Source organism: Methylomonas sp. EFPC1 (assembly GCF_016925515.1).
Lineage (GTDB): Bacteria > Pseudomonadota > Gammaproteobacteria > Methylococcales > Methylomonadaceae > Methylomonas > Methylomonas defluvii.
In genome coordinates, this window is the sequence record NZ_CP070494.1 from 3096177 (window position 1) to 3115150 (window position 18974).

General features: G+C 51.0%; 14 protein-coding genes. All 14 read right to left on the reverse strand.

Going from position 1 to position 18974, the window contains the following annotated elements; genetic code table 11:
• Window positions 1-154 precede the first annotated feature (154 nt).
• The 14 genes from dnaE to JWZ98_RS14405 all read right to left on the reverse strand — a co-directional run bounded on the left by dnaE (window position 155) and on the right by JWZ98_RS14405 (window position 18968).
• Entirely contained in the window at window positions 155-3643 is a 3489-nt protein-coding gene (gene dnaE, locus JWZ98_RS14340; protein ID WP_205450610.1) for a DNA polymerase III subunit alpha, read from the reverse strand.
• A gap of 6 nt (window positions 3644-3649) precedes the next feature.
• Window positions 3650-4240 carry a ribonuclease HII gene (gene rnhB / locus JWZ98_RS14345; RefSeq protein ID WP_205450611.1) on the reverse strand — a complete coding sequence of 197 codons (591 nt, stop codon included), beginning with the start codon at window positions 4238-4240 and terminating at the stop codon, window positions 3650-3652.
• Window positions 4215-4985 (reverse strand): acyl-ACP--UDP-N-acetylglucosamine O-acyltransferase, encoded by a 771-nt coding sequence (lpxA, locus tag JWZ98_RS14350; protein WP_020485709.1) that lies wholly within the window; start codon window positions 4983-4985, stop codon window positions 4215-4217. Before lpxA ends, rnhB begins: the two co-directional genes overlap by 26 nt.
• Window positions 4986-5435, reverse strand: a complete 450-nt coding sequence (gene fabZ / locus JWZ98_RS14355) for a 3-hydroxyacyl-ACP dehydratase FabZ (protein WP_026604275.1) — start codon at window positions 5433-5435, stop codon at window positions 4986-4988.
• Window positions 5436-5542: 107 nt separating this feature from the next.
• Window positions 5543-6043, reverse strand: a complete 501-nt coding sequence (locus tag JWZ98_RS14360; protein WP_205450612.1) for an OmpH family outer membrane protein — start codon at window positions 6041-6043, stop codon at window positions 5543-5545.
• Window positions 6044-6126: 83 nt separating this feature from the next.
• Window positions 6127-8475 carry an outer membrane protein assembly factor BamA gene (gene bamA / locus JWZ98_RS14365; RefSeq protein WP_205450613.1) on the reverse strand — a complete coding sequence of 783 codons (2349 nt, stop codon included), beginning with the start codon at window positions 8473-8475 and terminating at the stop codon, window positions 6127-6129.
• Between the two features lie 183 nt (window positions 8476-8658).
• On the reverse strand, window positions 8659-9957 hold the full coding sequence (locus JWZ98_RS14370) for an NAD(P)/FAD-dependent oxidoreductase (protein WP_205450614.1): 1299 nt from the start codon (window positions 9955-9957) through the stop codon (window positions 8659-8661).
• Window positions 9957-10253, reverse strand: a complete 297-nt coding sequence (locus JWZ98_RS14375; protein ID WP_020485704.1) for a hypothetical protein — start codon at window positions 10251-10253, stop codon at window positions 9957-9959. The genes JWZ98_RS14370 and JWZ98_RS14375 overlap by 1 nt, the downstream gene beginning before the upstream one ends.
• 5 nt (window positions 10254-10258) lie before the next feature.
• On the reverse strand, window positions 10259-11002 hold the full coding sequence (rlmB, locus tag JWZ98_RS14380) for a 23S rRNA (guanosine(2251)-2'-O)-methyltransferase RlmB (protein ID WP_205450615.1): 744 nt from the start codon (window positions 11000-11002) through the stop codon (window positions 10259-10261).
• On the reverse strand, window positions 10999-13323 hold the full coding sequence (rnr, locus tag JWZ98_RS14385; RefSeq protein ID WP_205450616.1) for a ribonuclease R: 2325 nt from the start codon (window positions 13321-13323) through the stop codon (window positions 10999-11001). The genes rlmB and rnr overlap by 4 nt, the downstream gene beginning before the upstream one ends.
• A gap of 62 nt (window positions 13324-13385) precedes the next feature.
• Window positions 13386-14978, reverse strand: coding sequence for a hypothetical protein (locus JWZ98_RS14390; protein WP_205450617.1), 1593 nt, complete (start codon window positions 14976-14978; stop codon window positions 13386-13388).
• A gap of 110 nt (window positions 14979-15088) precedes the next feature.
• On the reverse strand, window positions 15089-15376 hold the full coding sequence (locus JWZ98_RS14395; RefSeq protein WP_240347996.1) for a hypothetical protein: 288 nt from the start codon (window positions 15374-15376) through the stop codon (window positions 15089-15091).
• Between the two features lie 108 nt (window positions 15377-15484).
• Window positions 15485-15931 carry a hypothetical protein gene (locus tag JWZ98_RS14400; RefSeq protein ID WP_205450619.1) on the reverse strand — a complete coding sequence of 149 codons (447 nt, stop codon included), beginning with the start codon at window positions 15929-15931 and terminating at the stop codon, window positions 15485-15487.
• Window positions 15932-16025: 94 nt separating this feature from the next.
• Window positions 16026-18968, reverse strand: coding sequence for a DUF748 domain-containing protein (locus JWZ98_RS14405; protein ID WP_240347997.1), 2943 nt, complete (start codon window positions 18966-18968; stop codon window positions 16026-16028).
• Between the last annotated feature and the right edge of the window lie 6 nt (window positions 18969-18974).

An 18974-nucleotide genomic window follows, 5' to 3' on the forward strand; every position in this document is an offset into this window, starting at 1 on the left:
CCCAGGCCTCCCTTTTTTATGTCCAGATCAATCAAATGGGCTCAGCATCGTTCGCGCTTGTTGCGGTCCGTAAACTCAATACACACTCGATGTGTGCATTTAGCCGAACCCCGCCTATCCCCGCTCCCAGAAATACAATGCGTCAAACGCCAGGTCAGTACCTGACCAACACCGTTTCGTTGGACAGCAAGCGCCGTAGGCGGATCAGAAGCTCATCGCTCGGGCGCACGCGCCAGTCGTCGCCCAATTGCAGGGTCGCTTTGTCGGTGCCAGTGCGGTATTCGATTTGGATCGGGCATTGACCGCCGCTGAATGGCGTCAGTGTGGTCTGTAGATTTGCCAGCCAACCCGGCGGCAAGCCGCCATTGGCCAGGTCTATCGTCAACGTAATGCCGCGGGCATATAACTCGCGCGCTTCTTCCATACTGTAGAGCTTCTCGGCAGTCATCCTAAGACTGTTGGTAAAGTCATCCATTGCCAATGAACCTTCGGCAATCAGGATCGTGTCCTTGCTGAGCAGGTTGCGGTATTTGTCGTATATATTGCTGAAGGCCGCCACTTCCAGCCGGCCGGTACGGTCGTCCAGCGTTGCGAAGCCCATCATCTTGCCTTGCTTGGTTTGCCGGGTACGCATTTCCACGATCAGGCCGGCAACACGCGCTTCCATTTTACCCCTGGAGCGGCCGGCATCGACTTCCAGACTGGCTAACGAGCCGTGGGTGATATGTTTTAATTCCGGCAGATATTCGGCGATGGGATGGCCGGTCAGAAACAGACCCAAAGTCTGCTTTTCCGCTTCCAGCTTTTCTTTTTCGGTCCACGGCTCGACCACGGTGGAATAAGCTTCCGCTTCACCGTCGCTGACTTCCACTTGTACCGCCAAACCGAATAGATCGTTTTGACCGGCCAACGCCATTTTTCCGTGTTGTTCGGCCACTCGCAAGGCGGTAGTCAATTCAGCGAGATGCGCCGCACGATTAGGATCGATGGTATCCAGCGCTCCGGCTCTGATCAATGCTTCCAGAACCCGACGATTGACCTTGCGTAAATCGACACGCTTGCACAGATCGTACAAACCCGCAAACGCTCCGTTGGCGGCCCGCTCTTTTAACAGATCTTCAATTGCATTTTCGCCGACACCCTTGATCGCACCGATACCGTAAACAATCTGCCCCTGGTCGTTTACCGTAAAACGAAAGTCGGAAACATTAATGTCCGGCGGGCAGATCTCCAGCTTCATTTCCCGGCATTCGTCGATCAACACCACCACTTTGTCGGTGTTATCCATATCCGAGGACATTACCGCCGCCATGAACGCGGCCGGAAAATGTGCCTTCAACCAGGCGGTTTGATAAGCAACCAAAGCGTAGGCCGCCGAATGCGACTTGTTGAAACCGTAGCCGGCGAATTTCTCCATCAGGTCGAAAACGTAAGTCGCGATGGCTGCGTCTATCTGGTTTGCCACCGCGCCCGACATGAATTTTTCCCGCTCTTTTGCCATTTCCTCCGGCTTTTTCTTACCCATCGCCCGCCGCAACATATCGGCGCCGCCCAGGGTATAGCTAGCCAATTCTCGGGCAATCTGCATTACCTGCTCCTGGTACAGAATAACTCCGTTGGTGGGCTTTAAAATCGGTTCCAGTAATGGATGCGCGTATTCAGCCTTGGCGCCGTGCTTGACGTTGATGTAATCGTCAACCATGCCCGATTCCAACGGTCCGGGACGGAATAAAGCCACCAGCGCGATAATGTCGTCGAAGCAATCCGGCTTGAGTTTTTTGATCAACTCCTTCATGCCGCGCGACTCCAGCTGAAACACGGCCGTGGTCTGGGCATTTTTTAATAATTCATAGCTTGGCAGGTCATCGCGCGGAATCTGGCTTATATCCACCGGCTCTTCACCGCATTGCGCTCGCTGGCGATTGATGGTTTGCAGCGCCCAATCAATGATCGTCAAGGTTCGCAAACCCAGGAAGTCGAATTTGACCAAGCCAACCGCTTCGACATCGTCCTTATCGAACTGCGTCACCAGGTTGCCGCCGCCCTGTTCACAATACAAGGGGCTGAAATCGGTAAGTTTGGTGGGCGAAATCACCACGCCGCCGGCGTGTTTGCCGGCGTTACGGGAGATACCTTCAAGCGAACGCGCCATATCGATCAGCGACTTGACCTCTTCCTCGGTATCGTACAAGGCCTTCAATTCGGCACTGTCTTGCAGGGCTTTGTCCAGGGTCATGCCGATTTCAAATGGGATCAGTTTTGCCAACCTATCCACAAAGCCGTAGGCATGCCCCATCACCCGCCCTACGTCGCGAATTACCGCTTTAGCCGCCATCGAGCCGTAGGTAATGATCTGCGAGACGTGATCGCGTCCATAGTGACGCGCTACGTAATCGATGACCTCGTCGCGGCGTTCCATGCAAAAGTCGATATCAAAATCAGGCATCGATACCCGCTCCGGATTCAAAAACCGCTCAAACAGCAAATCGAATTCGATCGGATCCAGATCGGTAATCTTCAATGCGTACGCCACCAAGGAACCGGCACCGGAGCCCCGCCCCGGCCCCACCGGTATCGCATTGTTCTTGGCCCACTGAATAAAGTCGGCGACAATCATGAAATAGCCGGGAAAACCCATTTGGGTGATCACGTTCAGCTCGACTTCCAAGCGTTCGTCATAGACTTTTCGGTTTTCCGCGAAGCTGCCCTTGCCTATTGGCGGATACTGGATTAAACGCTCTTCAAGCCCTTGGCGTGAGGCCTGCTTGAAGTAGTCGTCCAGGGTCATGCCCTCTGGGACCGGAAAATCGGGCAAATAGTTTTCACCCAGCGTCAGCTCGACATTGCAGCGTTTGGCAATTTCCACGCTATTGGCCAAGGCCTCCGGAATGTCGGCGAACAGTTCGGCCATTTCCTCGGCAGTGCGCAAATATTGCTGAGCGGTATAGTTTTTTGGCCGGCGACTATCGTCCAGCACCCGGCCCTGATGAATACAGACGCGCACTTCATGCGCGTCGAAATCGTTTTTACTGATAAAACGCACGTCGTTGGTGGCAACCACCGGCAAATCCAGTTCGGCAGCCAAATCCGCTGCTAGTTTGATGTAACGCTCCTCGTCCGCTTTACCGAGCCGCTGCAATTCCAGGTAAAAACTGTCTTCGAACAAATCCCGCCAATATTCGGCACAACGTTTGGCTTGCTCGGCATTTTCCGCCAACAAGGCCTGACCGACATCGCCGTCCATCGCTCCCGATAACACGATCAAACCCTCATGATTCTCGGCAATCCAGTCTTTTTGCAACATCGGAATCCCTTGATGCTGCCCTTCCTGGTAGCCTCGGGAAATTAGCTCGGTCAGCGTGACGTAGCCTTTTTTATTACGCGCCAACATGGTCAAACGAAACGGGGAGGCCGGTTCGTCGGGGTTGAAAATCAGCACATCGGCGCCGATCAAGGGTTTGATGCCGGCACCTTGCGCGGCTTTATAGAATTTAACCAACGAGAACAAATTGCTCTGTTCGGTAATTGCAGCGGCTGGCATGACATACTCAGCCAGCTTCTTCACCAAAGGCTTGATCCTGACGATACCGTCAACCAGGGAAAACTCAGTATGAATACGAAGATGAACGAAACTCGGCGTCATGGCTGTTTAAACAAGATACTTTTTAACAGGGGCAAACGATTTTCGATGCTGCGGGGTGATCCCAAGCTGCGCTAATGCCGCTAAATGCTGCTGGGTCGGATAGCCTTTGTGGATAGCAAAAGAATAGCCGGGATACAGCCTATCCAGCGTCTGCATTTCCTCATCGCGGGCGACTTTGGCTAATATCGAAGCGGCGGAAATTTCCTCGACCAATAAATCGCCTTGCACGATAGCTTCGCCAGGTATATCCAATATTGGCAAACGATTGCCGTCCACCTTGACCCAATGCGGGCGATAGTTCAATTGCGACACACCTCTTTGCATCGCCACCATTGTTGCTTGCAGAATATTAATAGTGTCAATTTCGCTGGCTTCGGCGCGGGCAACGGCCCAGCACAAGGCGTTGGCCTTGATCTGTTCGGCCAGCAGCTTGCGTTTCTTTTCGGTGAGTTTTTTAGAGTCGGTCAATCCGGGAATCGGTTTGGCAGAATCGAGAATCACGGCAGCGGCAACCACCGGGCCGACTATGCAGCCGCGGCCAACTTCGTCGATACCGGCTATGCGTGGGGTGTTATCGGAGGATACCGCGCGTGACATTACGTAGAAAGCTGACCATATTGGAAAGTTCGTTGCTTTCGCCGGCCATATCTTCCATTTCTTCGATGGCGTCTTCCAGACGCAGATTGTTTTTATAGAGGATTTTATAGGCTTTACGAATCTGCCGAATCACTTCAGGCGGCACGCCGTTACGTTCCATACCGACCGAATTGATGCCGTGCGGCCGGGTCGGTCTGCCACCCACCATCACATACGGCGGAATATCCTGAGTAATTGCACTACCCATCGCCGAAAAACTGTATTCGCCGATTTGGGTAAACTGATGCACCAACGTAAAACCACCCAAAATAGCGTGATCGCCGAGATGCACATGACCAGCGATCGAGGCGCCATTCGCCATGATGACATGATCGCCGATTTCGCAATCGTGTGCCACGTGGGTATAAGCCATGAACAAATTATCGCTACCGATCAAAGTCAAACCCCGATCTTGCTGCGTACCACGGTGCATCGTGCAAAATTCGCGTATCACGTTGCGGTCGCCGATTTCCAGACGGGTGATTTCATCGGCGTACTTTTTATCTTGCGGGTCTTCGCCTATCGAGGTGAATTGGTAGATCGTATTGTCTTTACCAATGGCGGTAGGGCCTTTAATCACCACATGCGGTCCGATCTCGGTACCTGAATCTATCTGCACATCCGGGCCAATAACCGAGAATGGCCCCACTTTAACATCGTCGGCCAATTCGGCATTGATATGCACAACCGCTCTGGGATCTATCATTTACGCCTCTGCGGCCACAGCGGCACACATGATTTGCGCACTGGCGGCCAGTTCACCATCCACTTCCGCACGGCAATCGAACGACCATAGGTGACGCTTGTGTTTGATATAAGTCACTTCCAGACGCAATTGGTCGCCGGGAACGACTTGTTTTTTGAAACGGGCATTGTCGATGCCCGCCAAGTAATAAATCGTGCCTTTGCCCAATTGGTCGTTACTTTGCGAGGTCAGTAGCGCGGTGGCTTGCGCCAGGGCTTCCATGATCAACACACCAGGCATGATGGGCTGACTTGGAAAGTGGCCTTGAAAAAACGGCTCGTTAAATGTCACGTTTTTCACAGCCAGCAAACGCACGCCCGGCTCGCACTCAAGCACCCTGTCTACCAGCAAGAAAGGATAGCGATGTGGCAAGAGTTCCTGAATTTGTAAAATATCGAGTGTGCCGGCCATGAGTTATCTGTGCGAAATGAGGAGAAGCGGGAAGTTCGCTTAGACCAGGAACTCCCCCACTTAAGGTGCTGCATGCTTCCGCAATCAGGGAAGCATCGGGGAAAATCTTACTGCGACAAGTTTTCCAGTTTTTGCTGAACGCGGCTGGTAACGTCAATTTGATCGTTGGCGTAAATAACACCGTCGGTCAGCAACAAATCAAAAGACTCTTCTTTGGCTAACGCTCTTACTGCTTCTACGATGCGTTTTTGCAGGTTGCCCAACTCTTCGTTTCTACGCATGTTGAAATCTTCACTGAACTCTTGTTGTGCACGAGCCGCGTCGCGTTTTTTGTCCAGAATGTCTTTTTCGATTCTATGACGCTCTTCTTCGCCCATTACCGCAGTGTCACGGCCCAATTTTTCTTCCAGCGATTTAATCTCTTTTTGCTGAGAAACCAGCGCTTTGTCTCTTGGTGAAAATTCAGTTTCCAAGCGAGTTTTTGCTTTGGCGGCTTGTGGCGCTTTTTCCAAAACTTTGGCCACATTGACAAAACCGATTTTCAGCTCTGCGCGACTCACGCCAGCAAAAATCATCAGCATTAGAAACAAAGAAATTCTATTTTTCATGGTCAAAACCATCTCCGGTTAATTTTTTTGAGTTTAAGACAGAACGCAAACGCGATTATAGGGCAAAACAGGCTCAAACTAAACTAAAATCCCGAGCCGAAGGTGAACTGGAAGGCTTGAGTTCTATCGGTGCTCTCCGAATTCAGCGGTTGGGCGACGCTCACTGCCAAGGCACCAAACGGGGATAACCATTCGCCGGACAAGCCCACCGAATAACGGAAATACTTGCGCAAATCGCCAGTATTAAGTCCTGGGGCTAGCGTACCAGCGTCAACAAAAGAGCCAATCCGCACCGATTTCATATCACTTAAGAACGGCACAGGGAAAAACAGTTCGGCTTTGCCAATCATCTTTGTAGAACCACCGATAGGACGGTTGTAGGTGTTGGCAGTATTGATTTCGTTTGTATCGATTACACCCAGGGTGTTTTGCATAAAACCGCGAACGTCCCCAGTACCACCGGCAAAGTAGTTTTCAAAAAACGGCAAACCGGAACTACCACCGTAGCTGCCGCCATGCGCCACCTCACCTAACAAACGGAAGGTAAAGTCGTTGGATAAGGGGAAATAATGCTGATGTTTATATCCGACTTTGAAATATTCCAGATCACTACCGGGTACAGTAATCAATCCGGACAGCCTCTGCTGTCCACCGCTGTGGGCAAAAGTCGCTCTATCCAAAGTATCGTGAGTCCAACCGGCAGAAGTTGACAGGGTATCAAAGCTTCTGGATCTGATAGCCGAGATATTATCACCCTTCTGAAACCCTAAGAATTTTAGAATCGTGTCCGACGATAAGTTAGTATTTTCGATCTCGGTGCGCTTTAGATCGATATCGAAACCAATGCGGTCGAACTCATTCAACGGGATACCGAAGTTGATACCGGCGTTAGTGATCGTTGTGTTGTAAGCCGCCAAGTTAGCCGCATAAGCATTTCGAGATGTGTAACCGAGGTTGTAGCCCATCGCCACGCCATCCAACGTGTAGTAAGGATCGGAAAAACCCAGATTGTAGCGCGTCAAAATACTGCTGTTGTTAAAGGCAAAATCTACCCGCTTACCGGTACCGAAGATATTGTCTTGCGACACGTTGGCGTTAAAAATAATCCCTTGCACCTGCGAGTAACCGACACCAGCCTGCAAGTTACCGGAGGCTTTTTCCTTGATGGTGTAATTGACATCGATCTGATCGGCCGAACCCACTACAGGCGGGGTTTCTACACCTACTTCCTCAAAATAACCCAATCTATCCAGACGGGTCTTAGTTCGTTCAATCTTGCTGCTGGCCGCCCAACTGGACTCCATTTGCCGAGCTTCCCGGCGAATCACTTCATCACGGGTCTTGGTGTTGCCCTTGACGTTAATTCGTCGCACATACACACGTTTGCCCGGATCGACAAAGAAGGTCATCGCCACGGTTTTTTGCTGCTCGTTAATTTCCGGCACCATATTGACGTTGGCAAAGGTGTAGCCTTCGTCGCCCAATCGGTCAGAAATAGACTTAGACGTTTCGGTGGCGTTCTTCCGGGAGAAAATCTCGCCGGGCCCGACTTTAACCAATTTGATCAGCTCTTCCGGCGGCACGATCAACTCACCGGACAGTTTGACCTTTTCCAAGGTGTACACATCGCCTTCCTTGACGTTGATGGTGATGTAAATTTCCTTTTTATCAGCCGTAATATCGACCTGAGTGGATTCAATGGAAAAATTGATATAACCGCGATCCAGGTAATACGAACGCAGCTTTTCCAAATCGGCGGACAGCTTTTGTTTGGAATATTGGTCGTCTTTGGAATAAAAAGACAGGAAGTTGGTCGTGCTTAATTCGAATTCTTTCCGCAATACATCGTTGGCAAAGGATCTGCTGCCGACGATATTGATTTGCTTGATTTTGGCAACCCGGCCCTCCGAAATATCGATATGAATACCGACCCGGTTACGCGTCAATTCCGAGACTTCGGTTTTAATTTTCAGGCCGTATTTACCGTGGCTAAAATATTGCCGGCGCAGTTCTTGCTCAACCTTATCCAGGATTTGTTTGTTGTAAACCTTGCCTTCCGCCAAGCCGATTTTCTTCAAGGCTTCGGTCAAATCTTCTTTTTTGATGTCCTTGTTGCCTTCGATAACCACTTTCGCGACCGAAGGCCGCTCGACCACATTCACCACCAGCGTGCCGCCATCGCGTTCCAGCGATATATCCTTGAAAAATCCGGTGTTGAATAAGGCTCTGATGGCCGCGGCTTGCTTGTCTTCGGAAAAGGTTTCGCCGACATTAACCGGCAAATAGTTGTAGACAGTACCGGCGGAAATTCTTTGTAAGCCCTTGACCTGAATATCCTCAACTACAAAGCTGCTTGCATGAGCGGCCTTGCCGGACAGCATACTCAGCAACAGTATTTGGAATAGCGGTTTTTTCTTCACGCAGTCAACCATGGAAAAGGAACAGGCGCGATTGTAACACGCTGTTTTCGGATTCCCGCGCCTTCAATGGTAAATACTCGCAAATTCTGGCCGAAAAATTGCTTTCTTATTCAGTTTCAATTGCAAGGAAAAACAATTCAAAAAAAATTACAAAAAACTAACACAAACTATTGAAATAAAACATTTATGATCAAATTAACCAAATGTATCGGCAATCAAGCTCCGATAAACGGCACGCGTATAATCCGCTTCCATAGCGACCGCTTCGCCATCCGTTCGCGCACTGACGCCGCCAGCTCCTTTCACCGGCGCAATCGCGTTGGCCGAGTCCAGTTCGTAAACTCCGGCCACGGAAATACCGTGCTCAGGCGTGATCAGGCTATAGCAGGTATTGAGCCAATGCGCTTCAGCGATGGGCGACTGATTGATCAAGCTCGTCACCGCCAACGCACACGCTTTGGCCTCGGAATTCGCGGCAAAAGCGGATTTAGGGATGGGCGCGTAGTGCGCGGAATCGCCGATTACATGGATAAACTCGTCAAATAACGATTGCCCGGTCAACGGCCGAACCGGACACCAAGCGGTGCTATCGGTCAAACCATGTTGCAAGGCGATTTGTGCGGCGGTTTGCGGCGGAATGATATTCAAAACATCGCCCCGGAATCTGTCGCCGAATTCGCTAGTCAGCATCCTATTCTGCTTATCCAGTTCGAGCAAAGGATTATCCGCCAAACTATGCCAATCGATCAGGCTATTGGCGGTTCCATAGCCGTAATGTTTTGTCCAGCCGGCTTCGAACAGCGCCTGCTTGGAAAAGCTGCGTTTGGCATCGAGGATGAGAATTTTCGACCGTGGCTTATGTTGTTTCAGCCAATAAGCCATCATACTGGCTCGCTCGTAAGGGCCAGGCGGACATCGATAAGGATCGCCCGGCACCACTATTAACACCACCCCACCATCGGGCATCGCTTGCAGTTGCCTCGCCAGCATCAATGTCTGCGGGCCGGCCTGCCAGGCATGCGGAAATTGCTCCGCGGCGGCCTGATCGTAACCGGCCATCGCATCCCAGCGAAAATCTATGCCGGGCGACATGATTAACCTGTCATAGGTGACACTTTGTCCCCCGGCCAAGCGCAATTGCCTTTGTGCAGCGTCCAAACTACTAATGCGATCAACTAACAGCTTGACGCCATATCTGTCTTGTAAATCCTGGTAATCGACCGTCAATTGGTCGAGGTTCGCCAAACCGGCAAACAGCCAATTACTGCCGGGACAAGTGATATATTTGGCTTTGGGTTCGATCAGCGTGACTTGAATATTCGCGTCCAGCAAACGCAGATATTTCGCCGCCGTCGCGCCGCCGAAGCCGCCGCCGACCACAACGACATGCGCTTTACCGCCACTACGGAGCGGCACCCCGCCACAACCGCCAAGAACGCCCGCTCCCAAGCCAGCAACCCCTTGCAAAAAACGTCTGCGGGATAACCCAGCCATTAATTTCGACTCAAGAATTCCGCAACAGCCGCAAGTTCAGCATCGCTATAAGCTTTAGCCAGACGGGGCATCAATGTGGCTGGGTTTTTATCGTATTTAAAATCCAGCAAGGCTTGCCGGATCTGTTGTGCGGATAAATTTTTTAAAGAAGGGATTGAGCTTTTGGCATCCAAGCTCGACTCGGCGTGACAATTCCGGCAATTAAAGGCAATCGCTCGTGCATCAATTTCGGCATGAGCAATAGAATTTAACGCACTAGCAACTAGAGCCGCCGCCGCATAGAAAATTCGCTTCATGCCGTTTAAGCAAGCAGTTTCTGCCGAAACACTTCGTACAACAATACGCCAGCCGCCACCGATACGTTTAGGCTTTCCACCTGTCCAGCCATAGGAATCTTCACCAGAAAATCACAATGCTGACGGGTCAAATGGCGCATGCCGGTACCTTCCGTACCCATTACCACCGCCAGGGGCATATCCAGCTTCGTCTGAAACACGGTCTGCTCGGCTTCGCCGGCCGCGCCCATGATCCAAATGTTCTGCTCTTTCAACCAGCGCAGTACCCTGGCCAGATTGGTGACCTGATAAACCGGCACCGTTTCCGCCGCGCCACTGGCTACTTTGCAAACCGTCGGCGTAATCCCGGCGGCATTGTCTTTGGTGACGATCACGCCATGCGCACCTACTGCATCGGCGGTGCGTAGACAAGCGCCAAGATTATGCGGATCTTGCACTTGATCCAGCACCAGATAAAACGGCGTAGTGGTTAGCGCTTCGACATCCTGCTTAAGTTGGTCTTCGCTACGCATCGCCGGCAATTCCACAGCCACCACAATGCCTTGGTGATTTTTGCCGTCGGCCATCTTTTCGAGTTTTTTGCGCTCGGTTTTTTCCGGATTGATGCCAAGCTTGGCGAGATCGTCAATCACCTGCTTCAAACGAACATCTTGGCGTTGACTATCCACCCAAGCACGGCGAATTTTCTGTGGCGAATAATCCAACGCGGCCTGCACCGCATGAATGCCAAACAATTGGGTTAAATTCATGAGCGACGGCGTCTTTTGGCTTTTGGCTTACTTGGGGCTTTTTTATCGTTATCTGATTTAACAGTTTTGCTGTTAGCTGCAACTTTTTTACGGCTGGAAGATGACTTGGTTTTGGCGATTTTCTTACCCGACTGTATCAACTCGAAATCGATTTTCTTGTCGTCCAGATTAACCCGCACCACCCGGATTTTAACCATATCACCCAAGCGGTACCGCACACCGGTGCGTTCGCCGTACAGCTGATGCTTGCTGGCGTCGAAAGCAAAATAATCCTGTACCAGGGAGGCGATATGCACCAAGCCTTCCACGTAAATCGATTGCAATTCAACGAAAAAGCCAAAACCGGTCACGGCGGAAATCACGCCGTCGAACTCTTCGCCGATCTTGTCCATCATGTATTCGCATTTCAGCCAGCTCACCACATCGCGGGTGGCGTCGTCGGCGCGGCGCTCGTTCGCCGAACAATGCTCACCCAACAACACCATGTCAGGATGCGTGTAATAAAAACTATCAACCGACTTACCGGCCAGACAATGCCTGATCGCCCTATGCACCAGCAAATCAGGATAACGGCGAATCGGCGAAGTAAAGTGCGCGTAAGCATCCAGCGCCAAGCCAAAATGACCTTTGGTTTCCGGGCTGTAAACGGCTTGCGACATGGAGCGCAGCAAAATCGTCTGAATCAAATGCGCGTCGGGACGTTCCTTTACCGACTCCAGCAGATGCATGTAATCCAATGGCGTGGGTTGAGCCTTACCCCCCAGAAATAAACCCAGTTCGCCTAGAAAGGTTTTCAGTGCCAGTAATTTATCCGGGCCGGGGCCATCGTGGATCCGCAGCAGGCGCGGCATTTTTTTCTTGTTCAGAAACTTCGCCGCTGCCGTGTTGGCGGTAATCATAAATTCTTCGATCAGCTTATGGGCATCGTTGCGCTGCAAAGGCACGATTTCAGCGATTTTGCGCTCTGGCCCAAAGACGATTTTGGTCTCCTGGGTGTCGAAATCCATCGCCCCGCGCAACTCGCGCTGCTTACGCATCACCTTGTACAAGTCGTACAGAGTCTGTAAATGTGGCAGCAAAGCGGCGTGTTTTTTTGCCAGCTTCTGATCGCCATCCACCAGCATTTTTGCTACGTCGGTATAGGTCAAACGCGCATGGGAGCGCATCACAGCTTCAAAAAACCGCGAACGCAGGACATTACCTTCATCGTTGATCAGTAATTCGCAGACCATGCATAAACGATCCACTTCCGGGTTCAACGAACACAAACCGTTAGACAGTATCTCCGGCAGCATCGGAATGACTTTTTCCGGAAAATATACCGAGGTACTGCGATTTTTGGCTTCGGCATCCAAGGCCGTATCGACTTTTACATAATGTGAGACGTCGGCAATCGCCACCAATAACTTCCAGCCTTTCGGGGTTTTTTGCGCGTAGACAGCATCGTCGAAATCCCGGGCATCTTCGCCGTCTATGGTGACCAAGGGCAACTTGCGAATATCTTCCCTGCCCTGCTTGGCGGACTCCGGGACTTGCGGCGTGAGCTCCTTAATTTCTTCTAGTAACTGGTCCGGCCACTGATTGGGTAAATCGTGCGAGCGAATCGCCATTTCGATTTCCATGCCCGGCGCCATATGCGCGCCCAGTACTTCGATGATGCGGCCCAAGGGCTGGCAATGCTGGCTAGGTTGCTGAATTATCTCTGCGACCACGATCTGGCCTTGTTTGGCATGACCAACGTCTTCCTTGGCAATCAGTACTTCGTGGGCAATCTTTTTGTTATCCGGCACCACATAAGCCACGCGGCCCTCGGTAAAAAACCGACCGACCACTTGATGCGTATTGCGTTCGCTGATTTCAATCACTGCCGCTTCGCGACGGCCGCGTCTATCAATGCCGGCCACGCGCGCGATGACTCGGTCATTAGGCATCAGCGGCTTCATTTCCCGCGGCGACAAAAACAGGTCTTCGCTACCGTCATCGGGTTTCAAGAAACCGAAGCCTTCCGGATGGCCAAGCACCCGTCCGGCGATAGTGTTGCCGCCGGAGCCCAAGCAATATTTTTGCCGGCTGTTAAAACTTAACTGGCCGTCACGCTCCATGGCGCGCAGCCTGCGGCGCAGCGCCTCCAGGGCATCAGGTGTTTCCAGGGCAAATTGTTGGGCGATTTGTTGGCGGCGTAGCGGCTTGCCGGCTTCTTGAATAAGCTGGAGAATCAGCTCGCGACTGGGGATGGGATTCTCGTATTTTTCGGCCTCACGCTGGGCGTGCGGATCGACGAGGGCGTTAAAATCAGATGTCTGATCGGTATTTGCTGTCATTGAGTCTGTTTGCTGGGTTCTGCCGCCTATTCCCTGTCGGAACCGGTCGGCAATCGTCTTTGTTATATAAAATCATAGCCTTTCTTCTTGTTCTGCGTGGGAACAACGTCGTCCAGAATACGCCGGCATTCGAACTGCCAATAGCCCAAGCCGATATTTCTACGGCCGTTCAAAATAATGGGAAAATTCTCATGCCCCATGAACATTCGCAATAAATCGCCGTCTTTCAAGCGAAAAGAATCCATGATGATAAAGCTCTTTTCGCCTTCATTATCTCTTATGCCATAGATCAAGGCTTTCTTGCGCTCCGCATCGGTATCCGCCTCAAGCGCCTGATAGGCCACCGGGAAAGCTTGCGCGGCGATGACCATCACCTCGAATATCAGCTTGGAATCCTGCTTGGGGAGCAGTATTTTGCAAACCACGCCGAGCGAACGTTGTTGCGGCATCGCGTCTATCTTACGAAAACTCACCAAGCTGCCGATAGACAACACGCCTTCCTTGTGGAAATTACAGGACAAGGCGCGTTCGGAGTCAGTCTCGGCCCGTATTTCCAGACCGGTTTCCAGACCGGGTCTACCGGTTTCCAATAGATCATAGGTCGTTTCCAAACCAATAGCCACATATCTATCCAGCCTATCGGCAAAATAGACCGTCCCTTGCGGCTCCTTCCCTTGCCAGCGCTGCATCAGATAGTCGAACAGTTCCGCCGAGAGCTTTTGATGATTATTCTTATCGACTTCCAGCGAACTAAAGCGCGCTTCCTCCTTGCTGCACAACTTGTCCGCCTGCTTGATGACTTTACCCAACTTGGTCAGATTCAGGTAAAGCATGGCCGAATCCGACCGGCGATCTGTCTGTGTGCCGCCGAGCAAAAAAGCCGGCGGCAGGTCTTCGTCCATTAAAATCGCGCATTGCACGGCTTGTTCGGCTACCGGTTTGGTTTCGATTTGCAGAAAATCGCTGATTTTCTCGAGAAACTCATAAACCAGTTGAAACTCTTTCTGCATTAAGCCGGATGGATAGGCCAAACTTAACAGCAATATTTGTTTATAGCTGTCTTCGACTGACGACAGTTTGCTGAATATACCGCCCTGGTCGGCCACCTTGGAGCCCGCCTTATCCAGCTTCATGGCGAGTTTATACAACGAGTGCAAATCGATCCAGATCCAATCCGGCACCGGATAGCTCATCATGTAATGACTTATCACAATACGGCTCAAACCCCGGATAGTCCGCTGTATCGCCAAGGCCGTGGATTTACCCTGCAACCAACCGATTTCGCGGCGGGTCAAATCCTTGACCACGCTCCAATAGCCGATGGTAAATTGTCTTTCGATTGCGCAGGCCAAGCCGAAGATTTTTTTTTCGCTTTCGCCCTTTGGGAAACCGAACTTGATTAACCGCGAGCGCAAATAATCGTCGATCAAGTAGAAGCTGTCTTTGAGTAACTCCAATGCATGCAAGCGCTTTGCCGCCGGCATTTCCACCGAAATTAATTCACCTAACAACTCGTAAAACAAACGGGCAGCCAGACCGGGATTGGCTGTCGGCAGTTCCGCGATCCATTGCCGTAGCGCATCGTCGGTAAACGACGCCGATAATTGGGGATCATTTTTTTGCTGGGGTATGACCAGAAAAAAAGAGTTTTTCACAGAGCATCCATTATTGATGAACGTGCTGCGAATCGCTCACTATTCAGGATGACATCCCAATAGGCGACAAAACCAACAGCACGCTGTGTTGCTAAGCCATCAACCATTGCCTAGAACAACCCTTCGTCGTCTACCATCAAATTTTGCAAAGCATTCACATCCTTTCTGAGTTGCTTCCTTGCCAATAACTTGGTTTGCACGCGCTCAGGAAGCTCAGTAAAAATCAACACCTGATTGGCTACCAGTAAATCCACCAAGTCGTCTATGACCCTGACCATATCGTTATCGGTAGCTGACAAGGCTTCCCTTGCCTTATCACTTGGGACCTGCTGCAAGAATGCAACTACTTCCGGGTGGTCGACATCGAGCCACTCGTCGCCGCTGTCGCGCAGTTGCACAATTGCTCCCGTCTGATCTCGGACTACAAACGGCACGGGTCACCTACCATCGACATAATCAGCAAAATCCCAGACCTTATCGGTAAGCACCGGCAACGCAAAAACCGATCATCTAGGTGAGATAGTCAAAGCGCCCAAGGTCACGCCAATGTCTATACCGCGCCCCTTGCCGGACAGCGCCAAAGAAATTTCGCCTCGGGTTAACAATTGCCCGTCTATCGATTTAGTGGCACCGGCATGCCCTTCAAAAGCCGCAAAGCTGCCGTAGATTTCATTCAGATTTCTAACTTCGGAAAACACCCCGGTCCCCTCGATTTCCGATTTACCGATGGTAAAACCTATGCTCTTGGACGCCAGTGCAACTTGCGCCCGCTGTCCGTTACTGCAGCTGATATTACCCAGGCCATCGTATTGCTTATAAACGAGTGACCAACCGCTCAACTTGTAAGTCATCGTGCAGGATGTTAGCGATTGCGCAGCCGCCGGAGACACGAAAAACAGTCCGCCAACGCTTAGCGCCAACAGCGGAATAAATCGAAAGAACTGGGTTGCCATTTGAATCTCCATTTTTATAAAACCTTAAATACAAATCGATGCGCCACTATCGCTGCGTAAACGCCATTATATTACAAACAGTGTAAGCTTCCGTTTACTGTGAAACGCTCAACGATAGCACCGATTTAATCCCATCGGCTGTTTCAGCCTGATTCAACTCGGTCGCCATTAGATACAGCCTATCTTTGCTAATCCCGCCAGGTTCGGCCAGATACTGCGCGATATGATTGGCTCTGGCAATCGCCAGATCGTTAAGGCGCTGCGGATCGGGTGGAAAAATGCCTTCCAATTTCTGTTGCGCCAACGGGTAAAAATCAGAGTCCGGATTAGCCTTGATCCGCGGCTTGCCTAATAAGGATCTATCCATCTCCTGCGGGAAGACTTCGCCAAAAAACTTGGCCAGCAAGCGCTTGTAGTCATCGTCGGTCAATTCAATGTATTCGTGCCGAACTTTCTCACCTTTGTCGCGCAACTCGCCGGACTTCATTTTTTTCAATACATCCTTTACTGCTTCAAAGCGCATCGCCGGCCAATCCATGTTTTGGTAGGCAATACCTTTGATTTCCAGGGTCAACTCGGGTTTGCTGAGCAAGGCTTTATTAAGCTGATCCAGTTTGGCGGATTCTTCGACAGCCAATTCAGCACTGCCCGGTGCGAAAGCCACCGCGCTAAAATCCTTGTCATCATCGAGCAGCGAACCCAGCGCTTTGAACGGCGACATCGCCACTTTAGAGATCAGATTAACCAACACATCGGCCAGCAAGGAACCAATACTGAATTTCGGATCTTCCAGACTGCCGGTGATGGGAAAATCCAGATTAATTTTGCCGTCCGCATCTTTCAGCAAGGCAATCGCCAAATGCAAAGGCAAGGACACCGCATTCGGATTTTCCACATGCTCACCCAAGGTCAACTGATCAATGAGCAATTTATTCTGCACTGCCAACTGCGCCTGCTTGATGGTGTAGCGCAAATCCAACGCCATTTGGCCTTTCTCAATCCGGTAGCCGGCAAACTCAGCCATATAAGGCGTAATCAACGGCAAAGGCATGTTAGTAAAATTTAGGGCAATGTCCGAATCCCCCGTATCGAATTGATATTTGCCTTTGATACCGACCGAGGCCATCTCGTAAACCTTGCCTTTTAAAGCCAACTTGGCCTCGGCATCTTTGTCCGAGGAAAAACCGCTGACTTCGCCGTTGAGACTGTTCATGGCCGCTACGAACGGTAATATCAAGGAGTAGTCGGAGAAATCCGACTTACCCTCTTTCAGTTCGATTTTACCGATACTGACCCGCGGCTCGGTGGATTTGCCGGCCGCCGGTTTTGCAGGAGGTTTAGCTGCCGGCGCTGGTTTTGCGGGTGTTTGCGGCAGCATTAGATCGTCGATATTGGTTTTACCATCCTTTTTGATATTAAACCGCAGGTAAGGACGGTCAAACATTACCTTGGCGAATTTGAAATCCTGTTTCGCCAAATCGATGTCTATTCCCGACACCTCCAGATTGGACCATTTCAAGAAATCCACATTTTTGAGCTGATCCCGAGTCACCAAACCTTCTAAATTCGCGTCCCCTTGAAACGTGAGTTGCAGCTGTTCGGCCACCGCTAATTGCAAATTACCCTTCCCGCTGAAATCGCCATCCACCAATTCCAGTTTTAAAAAGGGGTCCAGATAAGATTGGAACACTTTCAGGTTAATATCGTGAATATACAGCGCCCAAGACCCCGCAAAAGGCTGCAAACTCATCTCGCCGTCCACTTTCAACCCGCCGGTATTATTGAACTTGCAGCTCAATTGCACCGGCAATTTACCACTGTCCTGCGTGCTAAATTTTTGCACCTTGCCACTCAACTCGCTCAGTTGCAGCTCCAGCGGCTTCGGCAAACTGTAATCGGTGAAATGAACGTTGTAGTTGTTGAATGCCAGCTCATCCACTTTAACCAGCCAGGGCTTGCTTTCCTCGGCAACCGCCGGCGGTGCAGTTGGTTGATTAACGTCTTGAGCCGCGGCATCTCCGGCAAACAAAGCCTGATAATTGACAACACCGTCCGCTTGCAACCATGCGCTAATCCCCGCATCGCTGCTGGATACCGCACCAATCTCAACTTGCTGCTGATTAACATCGACATTAATGCCGTTGACCGCCAAGGCCGGCAGACTAACTAAGGGCTTACCGTGATTGTTCTCGGTGATCTCCAGCTGTTTGATCTCGACATTGCCGTTGCTTAGTTTTGTGAGCATCCCATCCGCTGCTTGGGCAAGCGTGTAATCGACTTGCAAACCCAGCACGCCGTTGACGATTTCCACCGGCAGGATTTGTTGCAAAAATAATTGCCAGCTTCTGGCGAGACCTATTTTTTCCAACTGCAACTGCCCCTTAGAAGCCAGCGGTGCAATCGAGAAATCGCCATGCCATTGGATAGTACCGCCCGATTCCAAACCCACACTCAATTCGCCCGGCGCACTGCTTGCCGCCTGAGTGCTGAATTCGTTGAGTGATAGATTAAGCGGTAACAGGTTTTCCGATAGCACTTGACCGCTGGTAGCATCCTGCCAGCCTATGCGTCCTTCTGTGATCGCGATTTGATGAACCAACAGCGCCAAGCTTTCGCCGTCACTGTCTGTTGTGTCAGGCTGCGACTCTGATTGCTTGGTTTTTATATCCGCAAAATTGAATGCGCCGTCGGCGCGACGTTCGATATTGACTTGCGGATTATGCAAATCAATGACATCTAAAACCACACCGCCCAGCTTTGCCGACTCGACGGTGTCCAAATCGACAAATAAACGCTCGAAACCCGCCAGATCTTTGCCGTCTTTCGCCGCCAGGGCAAAGCCTTCCAAGGTCAGTGTGAATTTGAAGGGGTTAAAGCGAATTGCCGAAAGCCGGGCTTGCTGTCCGGTTTCTTCCAGAATTAAAGCCGGTAGTTTTTTTAAGGCCAGTGCCGGCACCAGGTAAAACCCCAATAAGGCGTAGATCGCCAAAAGCGCAATAAGCCCCAATCCTGCGATCAAGCCGTTTTTTCGATTCATTGTCAC